A 16,844-nucleotide genomic window follows, 5' to 3' on the forward strand; every position below is an offset into this window, starting at 1 on the left:
CGACGTGGCCATCGCCCAGGTGGTCGTGGGGCTGAAGGCCGAGGTGGAGAAGATGCGGGAACAGGTCCAGAATGTGGAGTGACCGATGAAGCTGATCAACATTGGATTTGGGAACCTGGTTTCCGAGGAACGGCTGGTGGCCGTCGTCAGTCCGGATTCCGCGCCTATCAAGCGCATGGTCCAGGAGAGCCGGGAACGGGGAATGCTGATCGACGCCACCTATGGCCGTAAGACCGCGTCCATTTTCATTATGGACAGCGACCATGTGATCTTATCCGCCCTGCCGCCGGAGAAGTTTGGGACGCGGGCGGAAGCAGCGGAGGAGCATATATGAAAAAGGGAAAGACATTCATTATCTCCGGACCCTCCGGCGTAGGGAAGAGCACGGTGCTGAACGCCCTGCTGGAAAAGCGGAAGAACCTGTATTTCTCCGTGTCCGCCACCACGCGGGAGCCGCGGCCGGGGGAGCTGGATGGGATCCACTACCACTTCATGGATGTGGATTCCTTCCGCAAATGGATCTCCATGGAGCAGTTTTTGGAGTATGCCGAATATGTCGGCAACTTTTATGGGACCCCCAAGCGCTACGTGGACGAGGCCATGGAACGGGGGATGGACGTGATTCTGGACATCGAGGTCCAGGGTGCCATCCAGGTGACCAGCAAGCGGCCGGAGACCGTGCGGATCTTTATCGCGCCCCCCAGCTGGGCGGAGTTGGAGCACCGGCTGACAGAGCGCGGCACCGACAGCAAGGATAAGATCCAAAAGCGGCTGCTGCGGGCCAAGGTGGAATTCCAGACGGCCCATACCTATGATTATTTCGTCATCAACGACACCGTGGAAAACGCGGTGAACGAGCTGGACGCCATCATGACGGCCGAGCACTGCAAGCCCAAGGAGCGTATGGAGATCATCAACGGAAAATAATACACGCACCGACTTGGTACGACAAAAAATTTAGCCGATTTCAGGCAGAATGGAAGTAATAACGATGTCAATGTTATATCCCGCTATGAGCAAGCTGAACGCGCATGTTCCCAACCGCTATATGCTGGTGAATGTGGTGGCCCGCCGGGCACGCCAGATCGCGGAGAACGCTGAAGAGACCGGGGAGCATCTGGATGAAAAACCGGTGACCCTTGCCATCCACGAGGTGGCGGACGGCAAGCTGGACACCGTGGGGACCACATTCGGTACAGAGGCTCTTTGAGCGGCCGAATACAGACACAGGGGAGGGGCGAGGCATGGAGACCGCTGAGATCGTAAAAGTCGCGGTCAGCGCCGCGCCCTATTCCATTGACAAGCCCTATGACTATCTGGTCCCGGGGCCGCTGCTGGAGACGGCTGTTCCCGGCGTTCGGGTCACCGTGCCGTTTGGGCGGGGGAACCGGGATTCCGAGGGGATCGTCCTTGCCCGGTCCAGCGGCGAAAAAACGCCCGGCCTGAAGCCGCTGAAAGCAGTACTGGACCGGGAGCCTGTCCTGGACCGGGCAGGCATCGAATTGGCTCTCTGGATGCGGCAGCGGTATTTCTGCACGCTGTTCGAGGCCGTGAAGGCCATTTTACCCGTAGGCCTGTGGTATCAGCTTCGGGAGGTCTGGCGGCTGGCGGAGGGTATGGACCGCGTCAATGCGGACGCTGCGTCCGCCAAGCTCAAAAAGGCCCCGGCAGTGCTGGAGGCGCTGTTTGCAAACGGCGGCAGCGCGGGACTGGATGTGCTGCGGGACACATGCGGCGAAGAGGTATCCGCAACCCTGCGGGCCTTGCAGAAGGCGGGCGTGGTGGTCTGCGAGACCTCCGCCAAGCGGAAGATCGGCGACAAAACCCGCCGGATGGCGGAGCTGGTCATCAGCGCGGAGGACGCGCTGGCCGCCGCCGAGGCCAAGCGGCGCTCCGCCCCTCTGCGATATGAGGTGGTGCGGCTGCTGGCTGCCACCGGACGGGCATCCTGTCAGGATGTGTGCTATTTCACCGGCGCTTCCATGCGGACCCTGCGGGGAATGGAGAAGGCTGGGCTGTTGCTTCTGCGTGAGGAGGAGGAGCTGCGGGTCCCTCCGCCAACGCAGATAGAGCCGGGACCGCCGATCATATTAAATCAGGAGCAGCAGACTGCCTTTGATGAGATCTTGGACCTGATGGGGACAGGCTGTGCGGAAGCGGCTCTGCTCCACGGCGTGACGGGCAGCGGCAAGACGCAGATCTATCTGCGGCTGGTGCAGGAAGTCCTGCGGCAGGGAAAAACTGCCATGGTACTGGTGCCGGAGATCGTGCTGACACCCCAGATGATGCGGAAATTTTCCTCCTATTTTGGCCAGCAGGTGGCTATGCTCCACAGCTCGCTCCATATGACGGAGCGCTATGACCAATGGAAGCGCATCCGCAGGGGCGAGGTGCAGGTGGTGCTGGGAACACGTTCCGCCATCTTCGCACCTTTGAAAAACCTGGGCCTTGTGATTTTGGATGAGGAGCAGGAGGGCAGCTACCGCTCAGAAAATCCGCCCCGGTATCACACCCAGGAAATCGGTAAATATCTCTGCGCCCGGGACAAGGCGGTGCTGGTACTGGGGTCTGCAACACCAGCAGTGGAGACCACCTGGGCAGCCCAACAGGGCGCCTATCACTATCTGCAGCTGCGGAGACGCTATAATGCACAAAGCCTGCCAGAGGTTACCGTGGCCGATCTGCGGCAGGAGATACAGGCGGGCAATCCTGGCCTTATCGGCACCGTGCTGCGACAAGAACTGGCTCAAAACCTGGAGCGGGAAGAACAGAGCATCCTGTTTCTGAACCGCAGAGGCAATAGCAGAATGTTGCTGTGCGGCGAGTGCGGCTATGTGCCGGAGTGTCCCCGATGCAGCGTTCCCATGACTTACCACTCTGCCAACGGACGGCTCATGTGCCATTACTGCGGCCACTCTGAACCAGCGAGAGAGCAGTGCCCTCAATGCGGCGGCTTCATGAAGCACATCGGCAGCGGAACCCAAAAGGTGGAGGAGGAATTGCGGGAGCTGTTTCCTGAGGTTGGTATCCTGCGTATGGACGCCGACACGGCGGCGGGAGGCCACGAAAAGATCCTGCGGCAGTTTGAGCGGGAGCGGGTCCCCATCCTGTTGGGGACACAAATGGTGGCCAAGGGCCTGGATTTTGAAAATGTGACATTGGTGGGCGTGTTGTCCGCCGATATTTCACTGTATGTGGACCATTACCTGGCCGCCGAGCGGACCTTCAACCTGCTGACCCAGGTGGTGGGCCGGGCGGGCCGGGGCTTTAAAACGGGCCGGGCGGTCATTCAGACCTATACCCCGGGCAACGATGTGATCCAGTGCGCCGCCCGTCAGGACTATGACGGTTTTTATCAGAGCGAGATCCGCATGCGGAAGCTGCGGCGGTATCCCCCTTTTGCGGATCTGTTCACCTTTACGGTCTCCGGTATGGACGAGAGCGCGGTACTGCGGGCGGCGGCAGCCCTGCGGGAGCAGCTGCGGCAGATATGCGCCGTCCCGGAGATCGCGGCCAGCCAGCCGGAAGTGCTGGGGCCGGCTCCCGCGCCGGTACTGAAGCTGAATAACCGTTACCGGTATCGCTGTCTGCTGGTGGGGAAGAATGACAAGTGGACCCGGCAGCAGATCCAGCGGCTGCTGAAATGCTTTGCAAATGACCGCGCAAACCGCGGAACGAATATTTTTGTGGACTGCAACGCCCCGGAGTGAGGCAGTCAAGGAGGTCAAACACAATGGCTTTACGAAAGATCGTGGAAGTAGGAGACGAATGTTTGAATAAGGTCTGCCGCCCTGTGACAGAATTCAACCCCCATCTCCATCAGCTGCTGGACGACATGGCGGAAACTCTGACAGAGGCCCGCGGAGCCGGTCTGGCGGCGCCGCAGGTGGGGGTCCTGCGCCGGGCCTGTCTGGTGATGGACGAGGAGACTGAGGAGTATCTGGAGCTGATCAATCCGGAGATCATCGACCAGCGGGGAGAGCAGACTGGCCTAGAGGGCTGCCTCAGTGTGCCCAACAAGTGGGGGATCGTCACGCGGCCTGCCTGGGTGCGGGTCCGTGCCCAAGACCGGGACGGCGCATGGTTCGAGGTAGAGGGTACAGGCATGAACGCCCGCTGCTTCTGCCATGAGATCGAGCACCTGGACGGCCACCTGTATACCGAGCATATCGACCACTTCCTCTCGGAGGATGAGCTGCGGGAGTATCTGGAAGCGGAAGAAGAGGAGTAAGCCCATGCGTATCCTGTTTATGGGGACCCCGGAATTCGCGGTGGCCTCTTTGAAGCAGCTGGTGGAGGACGGCCACGATGTCTGCGGCGTGTTCACCCAGCCGGATAAGCCGAAAAACCGTGGGCACAAGCTTGCTTTCTCACCTGTAAAGGAATATGCGTTGTCACAGAGATTGGCAGTCTATCAGCCCTTGAAAATGCGGGACGGCGAAGCCCTGGGCATCGTGCAGTCCTTGGAACCGGAGCTGATCGTGGTGGCCGCTTACGGCAAAATATTGCCAGAGGAGATTTTGGATGCCCCGAAGCACGGCTCCATCAACGTTCATTCATCCCTGCTGCCCCTGTACCGGGGCGCGGCCCCCATCAACTGGGCCATCCTGGATGGACAGATGGAGACCGGCGTGACTATCATGTATATGGCCAAGGAGCTGGACGCGGGAGATATCATCCTCCAGCGCTCCACCGACATCGGCCCGGAGGAAAACGCCCAGGAGCTGACGGCCCGTTTGGCGGAGCTGGGAGCGGAGGCGCTGTCCGATACCGTGACGGCGCTGGAAAACGGCACTGCCGCCCGAATCCCTCAGGACGAGAGCCGGCAGACCTATGCATCCATGCTTTCCAAGGAGATGTCGCCCGTTGACTGGACCCGTTCCGCCCATGCGATCTCCTGTCAGGTGCGGGGACTGATTCCTTGGCCTTGCGCCACCACCGGCGTCATCAGCGGCGAGACCATGAAGCTGTACGCAGTCAAGGAGACGGAGGAGGACACCTCCGCCCGGCCGGGGAGCATCGTGGCGGCGGGAAAGGCGGGCATCGATGTCGCCTGCGGCGATGGGAAGGTACTGCGGATCACCGAATTGCAGGCCCAGGGCAGCAAGCGCATGAGCGCCGCCGCCTATCTGCTGGGTCATCCCATAAAATGTTGAATCGAGGAGTTTTATGCCCTATTATTACAACTACGGCGATTTTCTGGCCAACAATATTTACTGCATCCTGCTGATCCCGGTGCTTGTGCTGTCCGCCTGGGCGCAGCTTCAGGTCAGCGGAAATTTCCGGCGGTACAGCGGCGTACAGAACCGCCGCCGTCTCACCGGCGCCCAGGCGGCGGAGGCGGTGCTGCGGGCCCACGGCGTGTTCGACGTGCCTGTCCGGCGCTGTTCCGGCAGTCTGACGGACCACTATGACCCGCGGGACAACACCATTTACCTGTCAGATCCTGTGTTTGGAGCGGCCACCATCGCGGCGGTGGGCGTGGCCTGCCATGAGGCGGGCCATGCGGTGCAGTACGCGGAAAACTACGCGCTTATTCGCCTGCGGAGCGCCATCATCCCCGTCACACAGATTGGCTCCAAGTTCTCCTTCATCCTGCTGCTGGCGGGTATGCTTCTGTACAGCCAGCCCCTGTTTCTGGTGGGTATCGTGTTGTTTTCCTTGACCACTGTGTTCCAGCTGGTGACGCTGCCGGTGGAATTCAACGCCTCCCACCGGGCCATTGAGACCATCGAGGGCCAGTATCTGCTGGATGAGGATGAGATCGCCGGCGCGAAAAAGGTGCTGCGGGCCGCAGCCATGACTTATGTGGCGGCGCTTCTGATGTCGGCACTGCAGCTTCTGCGGTTCGTACTGATCTTTATCGGACGAAACGGCGGCCGCCGGGGAGGAGGGCGCAGCCGATGAGGGAGCATCAGCCATCTGCCCGGGAGACGGCTCTGCGGGTACTGGTGAGCTGCCGGACCAACAACGCCTGGGCAGATGCAGCTCTGAAAGCACAGCTTTGCCGGGGCGGTCTGTCCGCCGCAGATGCCGCCCTTTGCAGCCGCATCGTCTATGGCGTGATACAGAACCAGCTGCTGCTGGATTTCTATATCGGCGCTTACTGCTCTCAGCGGCCTGACCATCTGCAGCCGCCTCTGCTGGAGATCCTGCGGATCGGCGCCTATCAGATCCTGTTTCTGGACAAGGTGCCGGACAGCGCGGCGGTGAACACCTCTGTGGAGCTGGCAAAGCTTTCTAAGCGGGGCCAGGCTGCCAGTCTGGTCAACGCCGTGCTCCGCAAGTTGGCCCAAAACAAAAACTGCCTGCCGCCTATCCCGGAGCGGGACGAGGCCCGGGCCTTATCCATTCGGTACAGCCATCCTAAATGGCTGACAAAGAGGCTGTTGGCGCTTTTGGGCCGGGAAGAGGCGGAAGCGTTCATGGCCGTGGGAAATGGCGTGGCGCCCATGACGATCCAAGTCAATCCCCTTAAAATCTCCGCGGAGGAGCTGGCAGAGGAGCTGACGGCCGCCGGCGTTACCGCCGTTCCCCACGCCTGGGTCCCCGGCTGCCTGGAGCTGTCCGGTACGGGGGACCTGACAGCCCTGCCGGCCTTTCAGGCTGGAAAATTTCTGGTGCAGGACCCCGCCGCACGGTTAGTTTCCCTGGCCGCCGGCATCCAGCCGGGCCAGCGGATCCTGGACGTTTGCGCCGCTCCTGGGGGAAAGTCCTTCAGCGCCGCCTTCGCCATGAGAGATGCAGGCTCCGTTCTGGCCTGCGATCTTCACGAAAACAAGCTGAAGCGCATCCAGGAGGGAGCCGCCCGCCTGGGACTGACCTGCATCCGGACCGCAGCCGCCGATGGACGGCGGCAGGTCCCGGACTGGGTTGAATCCTTTGACACGGTGCTGGTGGATGCGCCCTGCTCCGGTCTTGGCATCATTCGCAAGAAGCCCGACGCCCGGTATAAGCGGCTGGACGATCTGTTTGCGCTGCCGGTGATCCAGGCTGCCATTCTGGACAACGCCGCCGCATATGTACGGTCGGGCGGTGTCTTGGTGTACTCCACCTGTACGATCCTGCCAGAGGAGAACCAGCAGGTGACGGACGCCTTTCTGGCCGAGCATCCGGTGTTTTGCCGGGAGCCGTTCCGCCTGCCGGAGCCGGTGGGCGAGACCCAGGGGCAGCTGACCCTGTGGCCCCAGCGCCACGATACCGATGGCTTTTACATCTGCCGCATGCGACGGCGGCCGTAAGGGGATTTGTATGATCGATATCAAAACAGACGCTCCAGGAGATGACGGAGACGTTGAAGGAAATGGGGGAACCGGGATTCCGGGGCAAGCAGGTGTTTTCCTGGCTCCACAGGGGAGCCGTTTCCTTCGACGAGATGAGCGACCTGTCCAAGCCCCTGCGGGAGAAGCTGAAAACGCAGTGCGTCATTACAGTCCCCCGGGTCGCCAGAAAACAGGTGTCCCGGCTGGACGGCACGGTGAAATACCTGTGGGAGCTAGCTGACGGCAACTGCATCGAGACCGTGCTGATGCAGTATCACCATGGCAACACGGTGTGCATCTCCTCTCAGGTGGGGTGCCGGATGGGCTGCGCCTTCTGCGCGTCCACCATCGCCGGAAAGGTGCGGGATCTGACACCGGCGGAAATGCTGGACCAGGTGCTGTTTACCCAGCTGGATTCCGGGCAGGAGATCTCCAATATTGTGCTGATGGGCATTGGAGAGCCGATGGATAATCTGGACAATGTGCTGCGGTTTTTAGAGCTGGTGAACAGCCACGACGGCATGAATATCGGGATGCGGCACATCTCCCTGTCTACCTGCGGCGTGATCCCCGGCATCCGCCGGCTGGCGGAGCTGGAGCTGCAGCTGACCCTGTCGGTCTCCCTCCACGCGCCGGACAGTGAGACCCGCTCCAGGATCATGCCGGTGAACCGGGCCTTTGACGTAGATGACCTGTTCGACGCCTGCCACCGCTATTTCCAAAAGACTGGACGGCGCATCTCGTTTGAATACGCCATGATCGACGGCATCAACGACAGCGATTGGCAGGCGGACCTTATCGCCAAAAAGCTGCGAGGGATGCCCGGCCATGTGAATCTGATCCCGCTGAACGACGTGGTGGAAAGCCCTTTCAAGCCGTCCAAACGGGTAGCGGCGTTTCAGAAGAGGCTGGAATCCCACGGACTTACCGCCACTGTGCGGCGGAGCCTGGGCGGGGATATCGACGCCTCCTGCGGACAGCTCCGCCGGAAGGCCATGGAAGAAGCACGGAAAGGGGAGGATTCCCAATGATGAATGTATGGGGTATGACCGATGTGGGTCTGGTCCGCAAGGAGAATCAGGACGCCTATATGGTCAAAACGGAGACAGGCACTGGCCAGACCATCTGCGTGGTCTGCGACGGAATGGGCGGCACCGCCGGAGGTAAGCTGGCCAGCAGGATCGCTGTGGAGACCTTCACCTTGGAGCTGGAAAAGGTCCTGACGGCGGACATGGGGCCGCAGCAGCTGCGGGAGGCTTCCTCCTATGCCGTTTCCCTGGCCAATCAGGCGATCCGGGAGGCTGCCGCGCAGACGGAGGAATATCAAAATATGGGCACGACGCTGGTGTCTGCCGTCTCATATGACGGCGGCATGGTGGTGACCAACGTAGGAGACAGCCGGGCCTATCATATCACCGAGAGCGGCATCTCCCGGGTCACGAAGGATCACTCTTTGGTAGAGCGGATGGTGGACCGGGGCGACATCACTGCCGAGGAGGCCCGCCGCCACCCCAACCGCAACCTCATCACCCGGGCCTTGGGTCCGGATGCTGACGCCCAGTGCGACGGTTACATCTGCCCCATGGCGGCGGGGGATTATCTGCTGCTGTGCACTGACGGACTGGTGGACACTGTGTCGGATCAGGAGATGCTGTTTGAGGTGCTGCACGGCGGCGATCCGGCGGGATGCCTGGATCGTTTGCTGGAGATATCCAAGAGCCGCGGTGCGTCGGACAACGTTACCGCCGTGCTGCTGAAAAAACTGTAAGAAGGGGGGAGAGCTATGGATCAGTACATTGGAAAAATGCTGGATAACCGCTACGAGATCCTGGAACGTATCGGCACCGGGGGCATGGCGGTGGTCTATAAGGCGAAGTGCCACCGGCTGAACCGATTGGTGGCGATCAAAATATTAAAGAGCGACCTGGCCCAGGATGCGGATTTCCGCCGTCGCTTCAACGCGGAGTCCCAGGCTGTCGCCCAGCTGTCTCACCCCAATATCGTGTCTGTTTACGACGTGTCCAAGGGCGGCGATGTCGAGTATATCGTCATGGAGCTGATCGACGGCATCACGCTGAAGCAATACATGGAGAAGCGCGGGCAGCTCAACTGGCGGGAGTCTCTGCACTTCATAACCCAGATCATGCGGGGCCTCTCCCATGCCCACAGCCGGGGCATCGTTCACCGGGATATCAAGCCCCAGAACATCATGGTCCTGCGGGACGGCAGTGTGAAGGTGGCTGATTTCGGCATCGCCTGCCTGGAAAATTCCGCCCAGACCCTGACCCAGGAGGCCCTTGGCTCCGTCCATTATATTTCCCCGGAGCAGGCTCGGGGCGACCGGACCGACGCCCGCAGCGACATCTATTCCGCCGGCGTGGTGCTGTATGAGATGCTGGCGGGAAGGCTGCCCTTTGAGGGGGATTCCGCCGTGTCCGTGGCCATTCAGCACCTCAGCTCCATCCCCCTGCCTCCCCGGGAGATCAACCCAGATATCCCAGAGCAGCTGGAGCTGATCTGCATGAAGGCCATGGCGCCGGATCTGGAACGGCGCTACTTCTCGGCGGAGGAGATGATCGCCGACCTGGAGGCCTTCCGCAAAAATCCTGACGTGGAGCTGGAATTCCAGAAGGAGGACCTGCGGCCCACGGAGGAGGACGAGCCTACCCAGCTGCTGCACACCGCCGCTGTGACAGGCGGCACGACCTCCAGGACCTCCAGAGCCTCCCGCCCCGCTGTGGAGCGCCGCCGGGAGTATGAGGATGACGAACCGGAACAGCGGGGCGGCGGCAGGACGCGGGCGGTGCTGATCGGCATCGTGTGCGTGCTGGCAGTGGCCTTGGTGGCGGTCCTTTTCAAGACCATTTTCAGTTCCTTCGGTACGCCGGTGCCGGAGCAGTACACGGTCCCGAATATTTTAGGCTACACGCTGGAAGCTGCTAATCAACACGCGGATATCAAGGACATCTTTACCATCGAGGTCAACGAGGAGACCATCACCGACAGTGAGTATGACCCGGGAGAGATCGCTAAGCAGTCTCCTAAGGCTGGCGAGGTCCGTAAGGGTGAACAGCTGGTGATCGAGGTCTGGCTCAGCGCCGAGGCGGAGAGCGACACCATGCCGGACGTGACCGGCAAAAGCGTGGCGGAGGCCCGCAGCATCACGCTGAAAGACCTTATTGAGAAGTATGAGCTGATGCTGGAAGCCAAGGAAGAGGATAAAAAGTATGATGACGAAGTGCCGGAAGGCAGCATCATCTCCAGTATCCCTGCCGCGGGCGAGACGCTGGCAAAGGGCCAGACCATCCGTCTGATCGTCAGCAAAGGCCCCCAGCCCATCGCCTATATCCCCTTCAAGGGGCTGACGCTGCAGCAGGCGCTGGAACAGCTGAAGCGGCTGGGCCTGGAGGATGGAACCATCAATTATCAGGCCAGCCAGGAACCCGCCGAGACTGTCATCGGCCAGGACCCGGACCCGGAAACCGTGACGGAGGTGGCACCGGGCACGAAGGTGAATCTGGTGGTCAGCTCTGGCCCCAACTCCATGGCCGGCAGTGATATTCTGATGATCCCCCTGCCCACAGACCGGGAGACGGGCATCCTGAAGGTCTATCAGGATGGAGAAGTGATCGTAAACAAAGAAGAGGTGGATTGTACGCCGGGGACCTATTCCAAGGAGATCTTCGGCAGCGGCGAGGTCCACATCATCGCCTATCTGGATGACGAGCTGATCTTCGATCAGTGGATCACCATTGACCCTTACAATGGCTGAGGGGCGCATTCAAAAAGCCCTCAGCGGCTTCTATTATGTGGATACCGGCAGTGAGGTGCTGCGCTGCCGGGCCAGGGGAAAATTTCGCAGGGAGGGCATCTCTCCCCTGGTGGGGGATCGGGTGGAGGTCCGGGAACTGGGGCATGGCGAGGGCTTTGTGGAGAAGATCCTGCCCCGGAAAAACGCCTTTGCCCGGCCTGCCGTGGCTAACATCGATCAGATGGTGATCATCGCCTCCGGTGCGGTTCCCAAGACAGATCCCTATTTGATCGACCGGGTCTCTGCTATTGCGGAGCTGAAGGGCTGCCAGGTCATCGTTCTGCTGAACAAATGCGACCTGGACACGGCCGACAGCCTGTACCGCGTTTACCAGGCGTCAGGCTTCCCGACCCTGCGGGTCAGCGCCGAGACGGGGGAGGGCTTGGAGGAACTGAAGCCTCTGATATCTGATAAGTTATCAGCCTTTACAGGAAACTCCGGCGTTGGAAAATCCAGCATTTTGAACGCGCTGGATCCGGATTTTCATCTTCAGGTGGGGGAGGTCAGCGACGCCCTGGGCCGCGGCCGCCACACGACCCGGCATGTGGAGTTGTTCCGGCTGGCCTGCGGCGGCGAGATCGTGGATTCCCCCGGATTTTCCTCCTTTGAGACAGAGGAACTGAATCTGGAGCTGAAGCACCGTTTGCCAGAGACCTTTCCAGAGTTCGTACCCTATTTGCCGGACTGCCGCTTTGTGGGGTGCAGCCACACGAAAGAAAAGGGGTGTGCCGTGCTGGAGGCGCTGCGCAGGGGAGAGATCCAAAAGAGCCGCCATGACAGCTATCTGCGGCTCTACGAAGAGCTGAAGCCGCTGAAGGACTGGCAGGATCAGAAAAAATAATGTATCAAGACCGCCGGACGCTATGTCCGGCGGTTTTTCCTTTGAACACGGGACAAAGCCGGCGTATATACTGGACCAGAAGAGGAGGCGAGGCACACATGTTTGGCGGAAGCTGTCTGTTGGGGATCTGCGCTGTGGCGCTTGGCTCCGGCATTTTGATTGCGGCGATCTTTCCCGTTGGGGCGCTTCTTTTTTTGGTGGCTTTTTTGCTGATCGCCTGTGGCCTGGCCTGCTGCAAACGCTGAGGCATGGGAAAGGAGAGTATTTGGTATGAACATCGTGGTCTGGCGGTCCCCCAAGGCTCTGCGGGGCATTCTGCGGAAAATCTTCCATGTGAAGGCATAACCGTCTCCGGCGGTTCATAGAGTAGGACATGAACTGCCGGGAAAGGAAGGAACCCTTCATGGAACTGGAATTGAAAAAAGCAAGCCTGGATGCTTATGAAACAGGCGGGGAGCTGACGCTGACCCAGGAGGAGACGGCGGAGACCATCGTTCCGGATTACTGTCCCGATATCGCCCGGATCATCGAGACCGACGGAAAGATCTACATACACAGCCGGGAACTGCGGGATGGCAGAGCGGAGGTCACCGGTACTGTCCGAGTCACGGTGCTGTATACCCCTGACGGCGGAGAGGGTATCCGGACCCTGGAATTCGCCATGCCCTTTACGGCGGAGAGCGACAACCGGGGCCTGCCGGGCTGCGCGTATCTGACTGCCGAAGTGGAGCCGGAGTTTCTGGAGACCCGAATGCTGAACCCTCGCAAGGTCTTTACCCACTGCAAGCTGGTGACCCGGCTGACAGGCTACCAAAAGGCTCCGCTGCTGTTCTGTACCGACGTGGAGACCGAGGGCCTGGAAAAGCGGCAGGAACAGCAGCACGCTGTCCTTTTGACGGGAATTTCTGAAAAGGATTTTACCTTTACAGAAGAGATGAGCTTATCACCGGGACGGGACGGAGCGGCGGAGCTGCTGACCAGTCAGGTATCCAGCGCCGTGACAGAAACAAAGATGGTGGGCAGCAAGCTGATTTTCAAAGGCGTTTTCGTGGTGTCGCTGCTGTACCGCACCGTCGGCGGACAGTATTGCTCTACCGCCAGCGAGCTGCCGTTTTCTCAGATCATGGAGGTGGAGGGCACCGGGGAGGGAGCCGCTGCATCTGTGCAGCTGCAGCTGACAGGCGCGGACTTCCAGATCGACGGCGATGACGCCGAAGGCCGCCAGATCGCGGTGACGCTGTATCTCCACGCCACGGCGCTGCTGCGGGAAGAACGGGACCTGACACTGTTGAGCGACCTGTATTCCACGGCCTACGATATGACCTATGAAGCGTCGCCGCTTTCGCTGACGGCGTTTTACGAGACCATGTCCCGCCGTCAGACGGTGCGGGAAGTCCTGGAGATCGGCGTGGTGGCAGAGAGCATCCTGTCTCTTTCCGCCGTCTGCGGAGCGGTGTCCGTCAGCCGGGAAGGGGAAAACGCGGTACTGCGTGTCGGCGTGACGATACGAGCGCTGTATTTGGATGAGGGCGGCGTGCCGCTGGTGGCGGAGCGATGCGTGGACGCCAGCTGTACTTTGGAACTTCCAGCGGACTGCCGGGTCACTGCCCGGGCTGTCTGCGGCGAGGACGTCCAAGGCAGTCTGGGGGACCGGGGCATCGAGGTGCGGTTCCCGGTGGATTTCCGGATAGAAGCAGCCAGCCGGGCCAAGCGGGTCTGTATCACCGGCGCCAAGCTGGACACAGAGTCCGCCAAAGACTTGACGGGAGCGCCGTCGCTGGTGCTGCGGTGCCTTGGGAAGCAGGAGAGCGCCTGGGATCTGGCAAAGCGGTATAACACCACCATCGCTACTATCCTGGCGGCCAACCAGCTGGAGGACGAAGCAGAGCTGCCGCGGGAAAAGCTGCTGCTGATCCCGAGAAAGCGGGCGTGAGCGTCTCCATCAAAAACAAAAAAGGACCTGTCCCGGCTTTGGCCAGGATGGGTCCTGATTTTTTATGCGTGGCGGTAGGTGCCCAGAATGCTGCCCTGCTGAAGGATATGTCCCTTCATGGCTTTTACCAGCGTTTTCCGGTCAGACGCGGCATCCGCGCCCAGAAAACAGTCCAGTGCGTAAAAGCTGAAGCGATAACGGTGGGGCTTGTGGGCAAAAAAGGGCGGCTTTGGACCGCGGTAGCGGTTCCGGCCATAGGCGATCCCCTGGACTGCGCGGTCAAGGGTCCGTTTGCCGTGGGGGATGTGGGCCGGGATGTCCTCCACAGGTGTAATATCCCAGATCAGCCAATGGGGATAAGCGGAAAACAGGGGGACGTCCAGATCATCCAGGATAATGGCCAGCGAGACAGCGGCGGAGCTCAAACCGGAGATATGGAATGGGGGAGAAACGTCCTCGCCATAGCCGGTATACTGCTCAGGAATGGAGCCGCCATGGGAAAAAGCAGAGCTTGTGACCACCAAAGGCATCAGCATATCCATATCAATTCTCCGAATACCGGGCCAGGAACTGGCGGGTCCGTTCTTCCTTGGGATGATCGATGACCTCCCTGGGATCGCCCTGCTCTACGATGACGCCGCCATCCATAAAAATCACCTGGTCCGCTACGTCCCGGGCGAAGGCCATTTCGTGGGTCACGATGATCATGGTGGTTTTTTGTTCCGCAAGGCTCCGGATGACCCGCAGGACTTCGCCGGTCAGCTCCGGGTCAAGGGCGGAGGTAGGCTCGTCAAAGCAGAGAATATCCGGGTGCAGAGCCAGCGCCCGGGCAATGGCGACCCGCTGCTGCTGACCGCCGGAGAGCTGATGGGGATAGTGGTCCGCCCGGTCGGCCAGCCCCATCTGAGCCAGCAGCTCCCGTCCGGCCTTGACGATGGACTCCTTGCTCTCGCCGCCCCGCTCCTTGGCCAGCAGCTCCCGGGCCAGGGTGACGTTTTGCAGCACCGTGTACTGAGGAAAGAGGTTAAAGTTCTGAAATACCATGCCGAAGTGGAGCCGCTTGGCGCGGATCTCTTTTTCGTTCTGCGTGGCGGGATCGGCAGCGTCAAAGATCACGTTTCCCTGCACGGAAATGGTGCCGTTGTCGGGCTTTTCCAAGAAGTTCAGGCACCGCAGCAGGGTCGTCTTGCCGCTGCCGGAGGAACCGATGATGGACAGGGCCTGTCCCTGTTCCAGTGAGAAGCTGATGTCATTGAGGACCTTCGTGGCGCCGAAGTGCTTTTCGATATGGTTGACTTCCAGAATAGACATAAGGCGCCTCCTTATCTGAAGTAGCTGAGCTTGCGCTCGATGTAGTTGAAAATAATGGTCAGGATGCCGACAAAGAGCAGGTAATACACCGCTGTGTAGAACAGGGGCCAAGTGATGCCGTTGGATTTCATAAAGGCCTCACCGGCCTTGATCAGCTCCGTGATGGCGATGATGCGGGCCAGGGAAGTGTCTTTCACCAGGGTGATGATCTCATTGGACATGGGAGGGACGACCCGCTTGACCATTTGGAGCAGCGTCACCTTGAAGAAGATCTGCCGCTTTGTCATCCCCAGCACCTCTCCGGCCTCCCGCTGGCCCACGGGGACGCCTTCAATGCCTCCCCGGAAGATCACGGAGAAATAACAGGCGTAGTTGATGACAAAGGCCAGGGTACAGGCAGACATACGCCCAGCGGAGAAGGACCAGATATTGTTGTCGAACCAGAGGCCAGGGCCGTAAAAAATGATGATGAGCTGAAGCATCAGCGGCGTGCCACGGATGATCCAGACGATGATATTTGTCAGACCACTGATGGGCCGCAGCTCTGCCAGCCAGCGGGTCGCTGGGCCGGGAGTCTCCTGGCCATAGAGCAGAAAGCGGAAGGGCTGCCATTTGCTCATAGAGCCAAAGGCGACCACCAGTCCCAGGGGAAGGCCAAACAACAGCGTGAGGAAAAAGAGCTGCGTGGCGGCGCCTAGGCCTTTTATCAGGGACAGGGTTACAGTCCAAAACATATCGGGATTCTCCTTCGTTGTTGTGATCAAAAAAACTGCCCAAAGGCAGAGAGCTGTGAAAAGCTCTCTGCCTTTGGCATATCAAAGAGGGGAATTTATTTGGTAACGACCACCTGGGCGTTGTTACAGTAAGCGTTGGTGCACTCCATGGCCTCCATGACGGCATCGGTCAGGGTCATGCCGTTCCACACCACATCGATGTTGTTGGACTCCAGCTCCATGATCTTGCTGTCCCAGTCGATGACGATGAACTGAGGTTCCACACCCAGTTTCTCCGCCACCAGCTTGGCCATGTCGGCGTCGAAGCCGATCCACTCACCGGACGCGTCCTTGTAATCCATAGGCTCGAACTCGGTGATACCGATGACCAGCGTGCCCTTGTCCTGGATGTAGGCTACATCACTGTCGGTCTCAGAGGCGGTGAACGCAGAAGCAGCCTGCTCCACCAGAGCCTCCTGAACGCCGTAGGTCTCGGCAATCGTCTGCATAGTGCCGTCGGCATAAGCCTCGCCAAAGACGGAGTTGATGTAAGACGCCAGATCGCTGCCCTTGCGGCAGCCAACGCCGTACAGCTCCTCGGTCAGCTTCTGATCGGTGACTTTCAAATCGGGATAGCTGGTGCCTTCGCCCACCATGGCGCCAGCCATGAGGGAGTCGATGATAGCGGCGTCAGAGGTGCCGGCCTGGACTTCCATCAAAGCGTCGGCCTGAGAGCTGACAGAATTGACCTCAAATCCATTTTCCTGGGCGACAGCCTCGCCGGCGGAACCGGCTTCCACGGCATAGATCACAGACTCGGCAGGCTCCTGCGTGTCAGCAGGCTCTTTCGTATCGGTGGGAGCTTCCTCTTTACCGCCGCAGGCGGCCAGAGACAGGACCATCACCAGGGCCAGCAGCAAGGCCCAGATATTCTTCATATTTTTCATCTTTCGATCCTCCAAATTTCCGGGCG

General features: G+C 60.1%; 18 protein-coding genes. 14 read left to right on the forward strand and 4 right to left on the reverse strand.

Translation table 11 applies throughout. The features are described from left to right. Positions 1-25 precede the first annotated feature (25 nt). The 14 genes from Q0Z69_RS08400 to Q0Z69_RS08465 all read left to right on the forward strand — a co-directional run bounded on the left by Q0Z69_RS08400 (position 26) and on the right by Q0Z69_RS08465 (position 13,847). On the forward strand, positions 26-82 hold the full coding sequence (locus Q0Z69_RS08400) for a DUF1732 domain-containing protein (protein WP_298032215.1): 57 nt from the start codon (positions 26-28) through the stop codon (positions 80-82). A 3-nt stretch (positions 83-85) separates the two neighbouring features. After that, a complete protein-coding gene (locus Q0Z69_RS08405) occupies positions 86-334 on the forward strand; it encodes a DUF370 domain-containing protein (RefSeq protein WP_298032025.1) in 249 nt (82 codons plus the stop codon). Continuing rightward, the gene (gene gmk / locus Q0Z69_RS08410) at positions 331-927 is read left to right on the forward strand and encodes a guanylate kinase (RefSeq protein WP_298032026.1); all 597 of its coding nucleotides are present in this window, start codon (positions 331-333) and stop codon (positions 925-927) included. The genes Q0Z69_RS08405 and gmk overlap by 4 nt, the downstream gene beginning before the upstream one ends. 64 nt (positions 928-991) lie before the next feature. Further along, entirely contained in the window at positions 992-1,210 is a 219-nt protein-coding gene (gene rpoZ, locus Q0Z69_RS08415) for a DNA-directed RNA polymerase subunit omega (protein WP_298032028.1), read from the forward strand. 34 nt (positions 1,211-1,244) lie between these two features. Next, positions 1,245-3,710 carry a primosomal protein N' gene (gene priA, locus Q0Z69_RS08420; RefSeq protein WP_298032030.1) on the forward strand — a complete coding sequence of 822 codons (2,466 nt, stop codon included), beginning with the start codon at positions 1,245-1,247 and terminating at the stop codon, positions 3,708-3,710. 23 nt (positions 3,711-3,733) lie between these two features. Beyond that, entirely contained in the window at positions 3,734-4,231 is a 498-nt protein-coding gene (gene def, locus Q0Z69_RS08425; protein ID WP_298032032.1) for a peptide deformylase, read from the forward strand. 4 nt (positions 4,232-4,235) lie between these two features. Further along, complete coding sequence (gene fmt / locus Q0Z69_RS08430) at positions 4,236-5,156, forward strand: methionyl-tRNA formyltransferase (RefSeq protein ID WP_298032034.1); 921 nt, start codon at positions 4,236-4,238, stop codon at positions 5,154-5,156. Positions 5,157-5,169: 13 nt separating this feature from the next. Continuing rightward, positions 5,170-5,907 (forward strand): zinc metallopeptidase, encoded by a 738-nt coding sequence (locus Q0Z69_RS08435; protein ID WP_298032035.1) that lies wholly within the window; start codon positions 5,170-5,172, stop codon positions 5,905-5,907. After that, positions 5,904-7,241, forward strand: a complete 1,338-nt coding sequence (gene rsmB / locus Q0Z69_RS08440; RefSeq protein ID WP_298032037.1) for a 16S rRNA (cytosine(967)-C(5))-methyltransferase RsmB — start codon at positions 5,904-5,906, stop codon at positions 7,239-7,241. Before Q0Z69_RS08435 ends, rsmB begins: the two co-directional genes overlap by 4 nt. Positions 7,242-7,258: 17 nt before the next feature. After that, positions 7,259-8,293 (forward strand): 23S rRNA (adenine(2503)-C(2))-methyltransferase RlmN, encoded by a 1,035-nt coding sequence (gene rlmN / locus Q0Z69_RS08445; protein ID WP_298032218.1) that lies wholly within the window; start codon positions 7,259-7,261, stop codon positions 8,291-8,293. Beyond that, on the forward strand, positions 8,290-9,030 hold the full coding sequence (locus Q0Z69_RS08450) for a Stp1/IreP family PP2C-type Ser/Thr phosphatase (protein WP_298032039.1): 741 nt from the start codon (positions 8,290-8,292) through the stop codon (positions 9,028-9,030). Before rlmN ends, Q0Z69_RS08450 begins: the two co-directional genes overlap by 4 nt. 15 nt (positions 9,031-9,045) lie before the next feature. Next, positions 9,046-11,034 carry a Stk1 family PASTA domain-containing Ser/Thr kinase gene (gene pknB, locus Q0Z69_RS08455; protein ID WP_298032042.1) on the forward strand — a complete coding sequence of 663 codons (1,989 nt, stop codon included), beginning with the start codon at positions 9,046-9,048 and terminating at the stop codon, positions 11,032-11,034. Next, positions 11,027-11,914: a ribosome small subunit-dependent GTPase A gene (rsgA, locus tag Q0Z69_RS08460; RefSeq protein WP_298032221.1), complete on the forward strand. Its 888-nt coding sequence runs from the start codon at positions 11,027-11,029 to the stop codon at positions 11,912-11,914. The genes pknB and rsgA overlap by 8 nt, the downstream gene beginning before the upstream one ends. Before the next feature lie 403 nt (positions 11,915-12,317). Continuing rightward, a complete protein-coding gene (locus Q0Z69_RS08465; RefSeq protein WP_298032045.1) occupies positions 12,318-13,847 on the forward strand; it encodes a DUF3794 domain-containing protein in 1,530 nt (509 codons plus the stop codon). 62 nt (positions 13,848-13,909) lie between these two features. Here Q0Z69_RS08465 and Q0Z69_RS08470 read toward each other — a convergent pair whose 3' ends face one another. The 4 genes from Q0Z69_RS08470 to Q0Z69_RS08485 form a co-directional block, all read right to left on the reverse strand. Then, positions 13,910-14,389, reverse strand: a complete 480-nt coding sequence (locus Q0Z69_RS08470) for a YbhB/YbcL family Raf kinase inhibitor-like protein (protein WP_298032048.1) — start codon at positions 14,387-14,389, stop codon at positions 13,910-13,912. 1 nt (position 14,390) lies between these two features. Next, positions 14,391-15,158 carry an amino acid ABC transporter ATP-binding protein gene (locus tag Q0Z69_RS08475; protein ID WP_298032050.1) on the reverse strand — a complete coding sequence of 256 codons (768 nt, stop codon included), beginning with the start codon at positions 15,156-15,158 and terminating at the stop codon, positions 14,391-14,393. An 11-nt stretch (positions 15,159-15,169) separates the two neighbouring features. Next, positions 15,170-15,892: an amino acid ABC transporter permease gene (locus tag Q0Z69_RS08480; protein ID WP_298032053.1), complete on the reverse strand. Its 723-nt coding sequence runs from the start codon at positions 15,890-15,892 to the stop codon at positions 15,170-15,172. Positions 15,893-15,987: 95 nt separating this feature from the next. Continuing rightward, positions 15,988-16,818, reverse strand: a complete 831-nt coding sequence (locus tag Q0Z69_RS08485; protein WP_298032056.1) for a transporter substrate-binding domain-containing protein — start codon at positions 16,816-16,818, stop codon at positions 15,988-15,990. Between the last annotated feature and the right edge of the window lie 26 nt (positions 16,819-16,844).

Origin of the sequence: uncultured Dysosmobacter sp., assembly GCF_947631165.1 — a bacterium.
Lineage (GTDB): Bacteria > Bacillota > Clostridia > Oscillospirales > Oscillospiraceae > Oscillibacter.